General features: G+C 51.6%; 8 protein-coding genes. 2 read left to right on the top strand and 6 right to left on the bottom strand.

Annotation, left to right across the window (positions count from 1 at the left end; translation table 11 throughout):
* Positions 1-22: 22 nt before the first annotated feature.
* Positions 23-913 carry a carbohydrate ABC transporter permease gene (locus P40081_RS10680; RefSeq protein WP_042135351.1) on the top strand — a complete coding sequence of 297 codons (891 nt, stop codon included), beginning with the start codon at positions 23-25 and terminating at the stop codon, positions 911-913.
* The gene (locus P40081_RS10675) at positions 913-1,749 is read left to right on the top strand and encodes a carbohydrate ABC transporter permease (RefSeq protein ID WP_042135350.1); all 837 of its coding nucleotides are present in this window, start codon (positions 913-915) and stop codon (positions 1,747-1,749) included. The genes P40081_RS10680 and P40081_RS10675 overlap by 1 nt, the downstream gene beginning before the upstream one ends.
* A 1,650-nt stretch (positions 1,750-3,399) precedes the next feature.
* On the opposite strand, the gene P40081_RS10660 is transcribed toward P40081_RS10675, so the two are convergent.
* The 6 genes from P40081_RS10660 to P40081_RS10635 form a co-directional block, all read right to left on the bottom strand.
* Positions 3,400-5,763, bottom strand: a complete 2,364-nt coding sequence (locus P40081_RS10660; RefSeq protein ID WP_042135344.1) for a beta-galactosidase — start codon at positions 5,761-5,763, stop codon at positions 3,400-3,402.
* A gap of 118 nt (positions 5,764-5,881) precedes the next feature.
* On the bottom strand, positions 5,882-7,462 hold the full coding sequence (locus tag P40081_RS10655) for an ABC transporter substrate-binding protein (protein WP_042140943.1): 1,581 nt from the start codon (positions 7,460-7,462) through the stop codon (positions 5,882-5,884).
* A gap of 67 nt (positions 7,463-7,529) precedes the next feature.
* Positions 7,530-8,393, bottom strand: coding sequence for a carbohydrate ABC transporter permease (locus P40081_RS10650; protein WP_371916259.1), 864 nt, complete (start codon positions 8,391-8,393; stop codon positions 7,530-7,532).
* Between the two features lie 85 nt (positions 8,394-8,478).
* Positions 8,479-9,405, bottom strand: coding sequence for an ABC transporter permease (locus P40081_RS10645; RefSeq protein ID WP_042135342.1), 927 nt, complete (start codon positions 9,403-9,405; stop codon positions 8,479-8,481).
* A 187-nt stretch (positions 9,406-9,592) separates the two neighbouring features.
* Positions 9,593-11,152 (bottom strand): response regulator, encoded by a 1,560-nt coding sequence (locus P40081_RS10640; protein WP_042135340.1) that lies wholly within the window; start codon positions 11,150-11,152, stop codon positions 9,593-9,595.
* Between the two features lie 63 nt (positions 11,153-11,215).
* Positions 11,216-12,937 (bottom strand): sensor histidine kinase, encoded by a 1,722-nt coding sequence (locus P40081_RS10635; RefSeq protein ID WP_042135338.1) that lies wholly within the window; start codon positions 12,935-12,937, stop codon positions 11,216-11,218.
* Positions 12,938-12,955: the final 18 nt, after the last annotated feature.

The following is a 12,955-nucleotide window of genomic DNA, read 5'->3' as shown; positions in this document are numbered from 1 at the left end:
TAACTCAAGAAGAGGTGCATCCATGTTAAAAACACTCGGCAAAAGATGGCGCGAGAAATTCGAATTCGGAATCTTCACACTCCCGGTTCTGATCTGTATCGCAGTTGCATTCTACATTCCCTTTGCCATGACCATCCGTTATTCGATGACGAAGTGGAACGGGATTTCCAAGCATCCCAAATTCGTCGGACTGGACAACTTCAAACAGATCTTCTCGGGGGATACGAACTTCTCCGATGCGGCCTGGTTCACGATTAAATATGCAATCCTTTACATTGTGATCGTCAACGTGCTGGCGATTCTGCTGGCCGTGCTGCTGGACATGAAGCTGAAGAGCACCTCCTGGCTGAGAGCGGCATTCTTTATCCCTTATATCCTCAGTCTTGTGATTGTCGGCTTCATCTGGAAGTTCATCTTCATGCAGGGCTTCAACTCACTCGGTGAGAGCACCGGCTGGGCCATCTTCGACTTAAGCTGGCTCGGGACACCGGGACTGGCGTTCATCTCCATCTTAGGCGTGTCCATCTGGCAGTCGATCGGTTTCTATCTGGTCATCTACATCGCCGGTCTGCAGTCTGTGCCGGAGGATCTTAAGGAGGCTGCTACCGTAGACGGCGCAGGTCCGATGAGAAGATTCTTCAGCATTACGCTGCCGCTGCTTGCCCCATCGATTACGATATCCGTCTTCATGGCGCTGACCAACTCGATCAAGGTATTCGACGTCATTCTGTCGCTGACCGGCGGCGGTCCTGGCGGAACCACCTACAGCATCGCTTATGATATTTACCGGGATACGTTCCAGAACAATCTGTACGGCTACGGTACGGCGAAAGCTCTTATCCTGTTCCTGGCAGTACTTGTCGTGACGATCATCCAGCTGACAGTCTTCAAACGGAGAGAGGTTGAGGCATAATGAAAACAAACAACAACAAGGCCGGCAAGATCATACTGGAAGTTGTTTTGGTCATATTGTCTCTGCTGTTCCTGTATCCGCTGTTCCTGACGATTATTAACTCTTTGAAAAGCTTCAGCGAGGTCATGACCGACGTTATTGCGCTGCCGAAACACCTGACCTTCAGCAACTATTCCTATGTCTGGAAATTCATCAACTATCCGCGGCTGTTCCTGAACAACTTCGTGATTACCGGCGTCGGCCTGCTCGGCATCGTCTTCATCTCCTCCATCGCCGCCTATAAGCTGGCACGGACCAAAACCAGATGGAGCGGTGTGATCTACTTCCTGTGCATTATGCCGATGCTGATCCCGTTCCAGTCGATCATGCTGACTGTGCTGCAGACGGCCAAGAACCTGCATTTGTCCGAGAGCACCTGGGGACTGGGCCTCTTATACTGGGGCTTCGGCGCACCGCTGGCGGTATTCATCTACCACGGCTTCGTGAAGGGTATCCCGACTGAGATCGATGAAAGTGCGACCATCGACGGCGCATCCGGCTTCCGCCTGTTCTTCAGCGTCATCTTCCCGCTGCTGAAATCGGTAACCACCACCATCGTCATCATCGATGTGATGTGGATCTGGAATGACTTCCTGCTCCCGCTGCTGATGGTTAACGGCTCGCCGGATACGAAGACATTGACACTGGCCGCTTACACCTTCGTCGGTCAATATACCTCGGACTGGCAGTATGCCATGACCGCCATGGTAATGGCCGTATTGCCATCCATCGTTGTCTTCATCTTCCTGCAAAAGTACATCGTCAAAGGCGTAGTTGCCGGAGCTGTTAAGGGCTGATCCCTGATCCTGCTCCTCCCCCTCGCCGGAGACAAATAAGGCACGGCTAAGCGGATTTCGCTTGGGCCGTGCCTTTTGCTGTTGTGCAGGATCTACCTATGCGTTTTGTGAGGACGCTGCGTGAACGGACCGTTGTTCCCATCGCTCTTGTGTCCAGATTTTATTTATTCTTCTTAGTTGTGAAAATCTGGACACTGCTGCTGCTTCCGAAGGAAGCTTTCCTGCGGAAAGCTTACAGGCGGCCGCTCCCGCTTGTACACAATCGTTCCGTCCTCTCCGCTGTTTAAAGTTGGAAAAGTTTCTGCAAATCTCAAACAAAAAAGTCACTCTAATGTGTGAATCGAGCTGAGCTTATGCGGCTTATGTGGCCTGTGCAGCTTATGTAAATTCAAGGGCACTAGTGCCCCTCATTTGCTCCTTTGGCTCTCATTCGGGGAGTTCAAGGGCACTAATGCCCCTCATTTGCTCCTTTGGCTCTCATTCGGGGAATTCAAGGGCACTAATGCCCCTCATTTGCTCCTTTGGCTCTCATTCGGGGAGTTCAAGGGCACTAATGCCCCTCATTTGCTCCTTTGGCTCTCATTCGGGGAATTCAAGGGCACTAATGCCCCTCATTCCTCCTTTGGCGCGTATTCAGGGAAATCAGAGGGATTTATCCCTTCGATTTCCCCATTCCGCCCACTTTCGGCGGAATTAGAGGTATTTATCCCTTCGATTTCCCCATTCCGCCCACTTTCGGCGGAATTAGAGGGATTTATCCCTTTAATTTCCCCATTCCGCCCACTTTCGGCGGAATTAGAGGTATTTATCCCTTTAATTTCCCCATTCCGCCTACTTTCGGCGGAATTAGAGGGATTTATCCCTTTAATTTCCCCATTCCGCCCACTTTCGGCGGAAATAGAGGGATTTATCCCTTTGATTTGCCCATGCTGCCGACTTCTGTGCCGGATCAGGCACACACTCGTCCTTCAAACTGTGCTGCTCGAAATTCCAAAGAATCCTATCCACAACAGACGAAGATCATAATTCCCTATACATAAAAAAGCCCGCCCGCCGGCAAGGCGTAACGGACTTTATTCTAGTCGCTCAGATGACTTTACTTTATTTCGCCAATAATGGCCTCTTTTTCTCGTTGCGGCTCAGATGCACTCATACTGCTGTTTCGGGTCCGAAACGGCGGGAATCAGGAACTTAACGGCTCTCTGTCCGCATGGGCGAATAATGCAGCTTTTCGAGTATAATAACGTCCCTACAGTCCGCACGACCTCCGCCACTCCCTCCCCTTTCAAGCACTCCCATCGTTTGCCTTCTAAGTAAGGACGTATAAAAGAATGGTGCGCCCCATCGTTGCTTCCCAATAGAAGCCATAGTTCGTATGTTACTCATAAATCTTTTACCGCCGTCCACATGCTTCGTCCACTCCAGACAACCAGCCGGATATTCCTGCTACTTTACATACCTTTGCTAATCCACCTCATATACAGTCTACAACCAACCGCTCTTTCTACTCCTCTACCTTCCTTACTCCGTCCAGCATTCTCTCTCTGTTGTGCAATACTTCACCGTTCATTTCTCTGTCCTGCTCTTATCCACATTTCTCTATATCGTATATCGGTTTTGGCCTTACCCCTTAGTTCTCCCGTCTGCCGACTACTGCAGCTTCAGCGCAACCCGGTACACCGGTGTAGCCGTAACACTGTGGAACACGGCAATGGCTTCACCCTCGAATACCTTCTCTACCGCCATGGCGGCATCGGCAGCCAAGGTTACAGCTCCTGTGCGGCGCGGTGTGGTTTCCAGGATGATCTCGCCTCTGCGGAGGACATTGCGGAACCGGGACAAGCCGATCTCCCAAGGCCGGCCGTTGTAGAAATGATCATGGAATAATTGCCCGCCAGCAAAGGCATAGCCCACATTCCCTGTATAGTCGATACTCAGCAGCACTTCCCCGGTTCCTTGAAGAACATCCTCCGGCAGCCCGAGCGCAAGCTTATGGTCATGAAGCCGCCGCGTGGTAAGCGCGATCTCCTTCAGAGGAACCTGCACATCATAGATCCGGAACCAGCCTTCCGTCCGTCCGCTGATAGCTGCTTCAGCCTGCACCGTGCTCCACTGCGCGGCTGGCACCACTGCTCCACCGGCATATTCACGGAACGTGAAGGCATTTTGCCCGCTGCTAAGGAATTCAATGCCCTCGGGGGTCTGAACAAGCGGAACCTCCGAGAACACAATCCGGCTCTGACCGCCGTCCTCCAGCTCCCACAGCTTTGCAGCATCCTTGGCACTCATCGCGTAAATCCGGACTTCCCGGGCTACGTCACGCTTGATTACGATCATCGAGGACACTTGATGGGGAATAAGCACGTTGTAGCTGCTCCCGCTTCCTTCAATCGTTCCGGCATCTGTAGATACACTGAGAATACCATCCTGCGCATCCAGCAGGAACTCCCCATCCACACCCTCCGGCATCGCGAAAAAATAGGTGACAGCTTCAGCAGATTCCACTGCGGTGACTGGCTGGGCCGTTGCATACTTAAGATTCAGCCCATCCAGTGCGAAGTTGAATGGCAGCAGGAATGCAGCCTTGGGCTTGATGGTCAGCGAACTCCGCTGCGGGAAGCTGATCATCTCCTCCCCAAGCTTAACTTCAAATACAACCTCCTCATGCCCATCCATCTCAACATGATCCTGATAATTGTTAACAAACAGGAAGCCGGACGTGCCATCCGTGCGGACGGCATAACGCAGCGTATGCGCATCATCAGGAGTAACAGCCTCTGCACCTTCCGGAAGCACGGTTGCCATAGGGGCAAGCCGGTCTGCGAATTGGTGGAGGAAATAATGCAGCGGGCGCAGCAGGCCGTTAGACTCACGGATCTGTCCGAACTCGCCAATCGGTGCCTGGAAATCGTACGTCAGCTTAGGCGTTGTGCTCTCGTTCAGGTAACCTGTTCTGCCCACCGGATTCGTGCCGCCATGGAACATATAATAACCGATGAAGTTGCAGCCGCCGGCAAGCTTCATCAGGGTCATGGCCAGTACACTTTCCGGTTCTACCTGGAACCGGGACAGATACCAGGTCTGCATGCCGCCGCCCATCTCGCAGCAGGCAAAGGGATATTTTGTCCGGGGATACGGCGGATTGAACTCTCCCCCCGGCGCCTGATCATCATGGAAATTCACAAATACATATTCAGGTGTCGGTGTCTGTGTTTGACCCGGGTCACTGATGCTCCATGGGGTATAGGCATATCCGCCATACAGCGGCAGGACTTCATCTTCCAGGAACGGCGCCTCGCCCCAGCCGGTGCTGGTATAGATCGGGGCAATCAGGCCCGAATCCACCGCATACTCCTTGAGCAGGCGCATATGTGCTGCACCTTCCTCGCCGCCTAATCCGCCGCTAAGATATTCGTCCCCCTGCTTCGCCGTCTGTTCCCAGAGCGCAGCGGCTGCATTGAATTCATTCTCCAGCTGAATGCCGATCACCGGCCCGCCATCCTTATACATCAGCGCATCAGCCTCCCGGCCAATCTCTGCAAACAATCGTCTTACATAACTCAGGTACCCTTCATCATTGGAGCGGACATCGAATTCCCGCCCGAACAGCCAGTCCGGGAGTCCCCCGTTACGGACCTCGCCATGACAGAACGGACCGACACGCAGGATAACATAGAGCCCGTTATCGTGGCACAGCTCCACAAACTTCCGGAGATTGCGGTTGCCGCTCCAATCGAATTCCCCTTCTATTTCTTCATGATGATTCCAGAAGATATAGGTGGCGATCACATTGATTCCTGACATCTTCATCTGCCGGAGTTCTGTCTCCCAGTCCGCTTCCGGATAACGCGAATAATGGAACTCCCCGCAGATGGCGAAATAAGGCTTGCCGTTCAGCTCCATGTAGTAATTGGTGAAGCTGATCTGGTCACCCTCCGGGTTGCTTCCCCCGAGTCGCAGGGTGGATGGATAGATTTCCTTCGGGGAAATATGGGCTTGTATCGTATGCTTCATGTGATCGGCTCCTCTGCAATTAGCTTGTTTTCTTCGTTAATGTCTATAAAAAACCACCCCAAAGCTATGCTCTGGAGTGGCCCGGAAGCCGTTACATTAGCTTCACCTTATTAAGCTATTATTTCTGCGCTGCCAGGAAAGCGTCAATCTGGCTCTGCAGCTCTGTCTGCACCTTGTCAATACCAGCGGATTTCAGCTGTTTGATCAGATCTGCCTGACCTTTATCCAGATCATCAATCAAGCCGTATTCCAGCGGAATGGCATAACGCAGCATCACGTTGCCGATGTTGGCTACTTCGTTCTTCACCGGTGTGGAGTCGAAGACGAAGGTTTCAAGCGGGAAGTGATAGATGCTGGACTGCCAGCTGTTGAACATGTTGTCTGCTTCTACCGGATACGCCGAATCTTGACGGTTCAGCGGGGAGTTCCAGCCCCAGTTCGAGAAGCCCGTGTAGTTGGCAGCTGCTGGCCCTGCACTGTATTTCTTGTCGCCATCAGGAATATAGTTGGTTCCGGCAATGCCGTACATCGTCAAGTCATGAATTTCCTTGTCATTCTGCAGCAGGTCGATCAGCATCAGGGAACGTTCCACGTTCTTGGAAGTAGCATGGATCGCCATACCGTTCTGAGTCGAAATTGCTGCAATTTTCTTCTTGCCCGGTGTAAGGTCGGCAATCGCCAGCTCCACATCCGGTTTGTCACGGCGCATTTCAGATACGTTCGCTGCTACAGTACCCAGGTTCTGAGCGTAGGAGGAAACTTTTTCAGCTTTGATATCCTGCCATACGTCATTTTTGTTGCTGACTACGTTTTTGGACCATACGCCGTTGTCTGCAAGATCCTTGTAGTAGGTAAGCAGTTCTCTGAATTCAGGTGTGTCATAGATGTTGAAAATTTTGCCGGTTGCATCATCCAGCTTGTAAGCCAGCGGCAGCAGGTTAGCATCTACAAGGTTCCAGTCATTGTTCTGCTCCAGCGTAGCCTGGTCAAGCTCATGCCATTTCCAGCCGTCGGCAGGTTTGGCACCGTATGCAGTAATTCCAGTTTCTTCTTTGGCAACCGTTTTCAAGTAAGTGGCATAGGATTCAAGGCTGTTGATTTCAGGAAGATTGTATTTCTTGCGCAGATCCTCACGGTACAGAACCACTTTATCGGTAACCTCAACGTTGTTGTTCGGAACCATGAAGAGCTTGCCGTCCACTTTAGCTTGCTCCCAATTCACTTTAGGCATCGCTTCCCAAGTCTGCGGCATGTAAGTCGACAGCAGATCATCCGTCAGCTCCAGGAAACCGCCTTTGAGCGCCTGATCGTTATAGAGTGCCCAGTTGGCAGTATACACAAGGTCAAAATCTTCATTAGCCGCAAATTTCAGCGGGTACTTCTGTGTCCAATCCGACCAGTCGAGGAATTCTGTCTCCACGGTGGCATTGATTTTTTCTTTCAATTTCGTGTTCAGCTCTCCGAACACCTTATCGTAGTCCCCCGGCTGGCCGCCGATCAGCAGCATCTTCAGCTTCACTTCTTTGGAAGTGTCCGGAGCGCCGGGATTCGCAGCTGCCCCTTCTGTAGCCGTTGCCGGAGCCTTCGTAGCCTCCGCACCTGTATTGGCGTTGTTATTGCCGCCGCATGCACTGAGAATGGTACCCAGTGCCATCATTGTTGCCAGCGTAACTGTAAGTTTCTTTGTCTTATTTTTCATCATGACCGATGTTCCCCCTAATTCAAAATAGTATTGGGTTTATATTGATAACCAGGTTGCCCTGTGATCATCCTTTGACTGCACCAATTGTAAGTCCGGTTACAAAATATTTCTGGATGAACGGATAAGCAAGCAGGATCGGTCCTGTAGCCACAATGGTCATGGCCATCTTCAGACTCTCCGTAGGCAGATCCGTATTTACAACGGCGCCGGAGGCCATCATCGCCTTGCGCATGCCATCCATATTGCCGAGCATTTTGTAGAGATAATACTGCAGCGGCATCAGCTCTGATTTGGAGATGAACAAGAGTGCGTTGTACCAGTCATTCCAGTAAGCCAGAGCAATGAACAGGCCGATGGTAGCCAGGGCAGGCTTGGACAAAGGCACAATCAGCTGCATGAAAATCCGGAAATCTCCTGCGCCGTCAATCTTGGCGGATTCTGTAATGGCATCCGGGATGCTGCTCATGAACGATTTCATGACGATAATGTAGAACACGTTCATCAGCAAAGGCAGGATCAGCACCAGCAAAGTATCTTTAAGATGCAGATAGTTGACAATCATCAGGTACCAAGGGACCAGACCGCCGCTGAACAGTGTAGTGAAGAAGAAGAAGAAGGAGAAGCGGCCGCGCCATTTGAAATCTCTCCGGGACAGCACATAGGCCGTCATTGAAGTCAGGAACAGTCCGAACAATGTACCAATGGCGGTTACCGATATGGTTATGCCGTAAGCTCTGAGCATTTCCTCCGGGTACTTGAACAGCAGGCTGTAGGCCTCTGTTGAGAAAGCGGACGGGAAGATCTGGAACCCTTTTTCGATAATCGTGCTCTCCTCACTCAAAGAGGAGGACACGACCAGAATGAAGGGGAAGATACAGAATATAGCGAGCACAGTAAGCGTTACGTAGCCGATAATGGACAATATCATCTTGTCTTTATTGCCGCGCTTCCGGATAACCTCCGGAGTTTTCATGTTTGCAGTAGTTGAACTCATTTCGGTTGACCTCCTTTTCCTAGAATAGAGCACGATCCTTATCGTATTTACGTACGGCATAGTTAGCCAGCATGATGGTTACGAAACCAAGCAGGGACTGATAGAAGCCGGCCGCAGCGGACATTCCGATCTCATTGGAAGTGGTCAGTGAGCGGAACACGAAGGTGTCGATGACGTCGGTTGACGAGAACAGCAGGCCGTTGTTGCCGACCATATTGTAGAACATCCCGAAATCCCCGCGGAAGACGTTACCGATAGCCAGCAGCACCAGAATGATCACTGTAGGCATCAGGTTCGGAACCGTAATCTTCATAATCCGCTGGAAAATATTCGCCCCGTCAATCTCAGCCGCTTCATACATCTCGGTATCAATGCTGGTGATCGCCGCCAGATACATGATTGTACCATAGCCCAGCGTCTTCCACGCGGATACGACCACCAGGATTACCGGCCAGTAGGCAGCGGTATTATAAATGTCCACCGGCTGCATGCCGAGTCCCTTGAGCAATACGTTAATGGTACCAACGTCGAAGTTGAACAGGTTGTAGGCAATGGCACCAACCACAACCCAGGAAATGAAGTAAGGCAGGAACAATACCGTTTGAGTAATTTTCCGGAACCATTTGCCGGCAACCTCGAACAGCAGGATCGCCGCAAAGATCTGAACCACGTTATTCACAACGATAAAAGCAATATTGTACAGCGCCGTGTTTCGTGTTACGCGCCAGGCGTCACCGGAATTGAAGAAGAATTTGAAGTTATCCCATCCGTTCCATGGGCTGCCGAAGACCCCGCCGGTGTAGTCGTATTGCTTAAACGCCAGTATAATGCCTGACATGGGTATATAAGCAAAGAGCAGGAAGAACAATACCGCCGGTACAAGCATGAGGAGCAAGGATCTGTACTTCTTCACATCATCCCAGAATCCATGTTGTTTCTGTTTCATCTTGAATCCCCTTTCCATCAATCCCTTTTCTCTATAGCTTTATTATAAAGAAGCGCTTTCCTGGTGTGGATTAGGCCTAGCAACTAAAAGTAATACTTTTTCAACGATCGGTTAATATATACCATTCCCCAAAAACAAAAAAACGTTGCCCCCGGTTGTAATAACCGGACTGGCAACGTTTGGCAGGCTATATTTTCTGTTTCTTGCGGTATTCTCCCGGCGTCATGCCTGTGATCTGCTTAAACTGCCGGTTGAAATAGATAATGTTCTTGTAGCCCATGCGCTCGGCAATCTCATAGATTTTGAGTGTCGGATCTCCCAGCAGCTCGAAGACCCGGCCGGTCTTGCGCTCATTCACGAATTCACTGAAAGGAAGCCCGTACTCTTCCTTGAACAGATAACCCAGATAGTTCGGTGTGAAGTCGAAATGGGCGGCTACCTCCTTCAGGGTAATCTTCTTCTCCAGATTCTCCTCCACATAGTTCATAATCTCATCGATCAGCTTACGCTTCTGCCGCTGCCGCTTCACGTACAGCAGCTCCGACAGCTCGAAGAATCTGCGCCGCATCCAGGACAGGATATCGTGAATGGTCTCGAACTGGAACAGAATATCCGGCTGATGCGACTCCCACTGCAGCAGCTCATACAGATTCTCGTTCTGCTGCTGCAGATCCGCATGCAGCTTGGAGGTGATGCGGATGATCAGCTCATAGACATCCTTCTTGCCTGCACTCGTGAACAGCTCCAGCAGCTGGTCGTCGATGGCCACAAGATCATATTGAATGATTGCCTCCAGCAGCTTCACCACAGTCTGTTCCATCCGGGCTCCCGGCGTCCCGCGCGGCGAAGATTCCATGTTATCACGGATCAGCCGGTTCTTCCCGAGCAGCCACTTCGCGCTGAGGGCAGCCTGTGCCTGCTGGTAGGATTCGTGGAGTCCCGCTTCGTCCTGGGCATAACGTCCGACACCAACGGTTAGCGTACAGGGTGAAGACTCTGCCATCTTGCGGATTAGCTCGTCCAGCAGGTTCATGAAGCTGTCCTGCGGGAGGCTGCAGAGAATGACAAACCGGTGATGATGAACAGGAATCAGCGTGCCAAGCTTCCCATCCTCTACGAAGGATTTGATCAAGCCCGCCATTTGCCGCGTCTTCACGCGTGCATCCTCCTCGGACAGATCACGCATTTTCCATTCCAGATCATCGATCTCGACAAATGCAGCCGCCGCCCCTTTCACCAAAAGCGGGGTAAGGGCACTGCGCAGATGCGGCTCAGCGGGTTCAGGCGAAGGTTCTTCGAACCAGCGCAGGATAAGCTCCTTGTTCACAAGGGACAAGGCTTCGCTGAAGGAACGGTTCTGCTCCCTCTCCTGCTCCATAGCTGCGCACAAGGAGTCCAGCATTTCGTACAAATCCTTATCTTCAACAGGCTTCAGCAAGTAGCCGGAGGCATTGATCTCAATAGCCTCCTTGGCATAGCTGAAATCCTCATGGCCGCTGATGAAGACGATTTTGACCTTGGGATGGATGACCTTAGCCCTGCGTGCAAATTCCGTTCCGGTCATAATGGGCATCCGTATGTCTGACAGGATAATATCAACCCGTTCCTGCTCCATGATCTTAAGCGCGTTAAAGCCGCTGTTCGCCGTTCCTACTACTGCAATATCGAGCGGGCTTGCCAGCACCCTGCGCCGCAGCCACTCCAGATCGACAGCTTCATCGTCTACCAGCAATACATTGATACTCATCGCAATCATTTCCTCCTGTGTTTGTACAAGATGCTCTGCCCCGTAACCGGTCAGCGAAATTCCTCACAGGTCCTCGTGATCCTGAACCCCGGCAGGGAGAAGCAGCTGGACCGTTGTCCCTCCTCCGTAGAAGCTGGCAATTGTCACACCGTAGGCGTCACCGTATCTGAGCTTGATCCGCTCATTGACGTTCTTCACCCCGTACCCGCCGGACTGTCCCTTGCCCTGCATCATTTTCTTAACGACCTCCGGACGCATGCCGATTCCATTGTCGATAATCTTCAGCTCAATACTATTACCGACCCTCCGGCCTGTCAGACGGATGGCAATGGACTCGCCAAACCAGGCATGCTTGAATATATTCTCTACAAAAGGCTGCAGCAGCAGCTTAATGACCTGCATCTGCATAATCTCCTCGTCCACATCAACATACAGAGTGAAGGCATCCGCATATTTGACCCGCTGGATTTCCAGATAAGTCGCCACCTGCTCCAGCTCCTTCTCCAGTTCAATGTACACATTGCCCTGATTCAGCGTCAGCCGGTAGAAACGTGACAGGCCCTGGACCATCTCCGTGACCTTGCCGATTTCACCCAGATTGGCCAGGCTGCTTATCGTCGAGAGCGTATTGTAGAGAAAATGCGGATTGATCTGCGCCTGCAACGCCTCCAGCTCCGCCTGCTTCTTCTGAATGCCCTGCACATATACGCTGTTGATCAGCCCCTGGATATTGGCGGCCATATCATTGAAGGAGTCGGCAATCTGCACAAATTCATCATTGCCGGAGAATCGGATCCGCTTCTGGAAGTTCCCTTCCTGGAAGGAACGGACCAAACCTACGATCCGGCTCATCTTGCGCCCGGAAATACGCGCCACCACGTACCCGATCAGGGTCATGACCAGGAAGCTGAGCGAGCAGGCAGCAATAATGACTTTGCGCAGACGGCCGGCATCCTGGGTCAGATACTTTTGCGGGACAAGCGCCTCAATAACGAAATTACTGCCCGGGATCTGCTCATGCAGACTGAGGAAGTTCTGCCGGCCATCGTCATAATTGGCGGTTCCGCGCTGGAACAGAATCGAACCTGTAGTCTGTTCAACCAGCCGCAGGGTAATCCCCTCTTCCACAGGGAAGGTATCGAAGCCGCCGAACAGATCCTCCAGGGAGACTGTAATACGCACATAGCCGATCACCGTTTTGTAATCACTGAAGTTGACCAGCCTGCGGACGTGGGAGAGATTACCCAGCTTCTGGTCGGTATCAATCTGCAGCCATAGATTATCGCGCTTCGAATCCTTAAGCGACAGGTACCATTCGCTGTCCGTAATATCCTCAAAGGGCAGAATATAATAATCGCTGTCATAGATCGGCTCATCCAGATTATCGCCCGATACAATATTAAGATCACTGTTCGGGGTATAGAGCATGAAGCGGATCTTGTTCCCGAACAGCTGCAGCGGTGCGGTGATCTGGGGAACAATCTCATCGATCATAGTCAGATAGATCTCAAACGGTGTCCCCTTTTGCTCAAGCGCACGCTGAAACGGCTGGCTGCCGAACAGGTTGTCCGACATCCGCTGAATTTCATCCATCTGATAGCGGATATTGTTCCTTGCCTGCTCCATTCCCGTCTTGATATTGGACTCGGCCATTTCCGTTCTCGAATCGGTCAGCATGGAATAAGAAATGTAGCCGATGAACACATCGGTCAGCAGGACCAGCAGCAGGTAGGGTATCATCATTTTATAAGTGAAGGGCATGTATTTCTTCAGTTTAGGCATCATTCGCGGGACATCCTCTGC

The organism is Paenibacillus sp. FSL P4-0081, assembly GCF_000758565.1.
Classification (GTDB): domain Bacteria; phylum Bacillota; class Bacilli; order Paenibacillales; family Paenibacillaceae; genus Paenibacillus_AQ; species Paenibacillus_AQ phytohabitans.
This window is presented reverse-complemented; position numbering and strand designations above follow the sequence as displayed.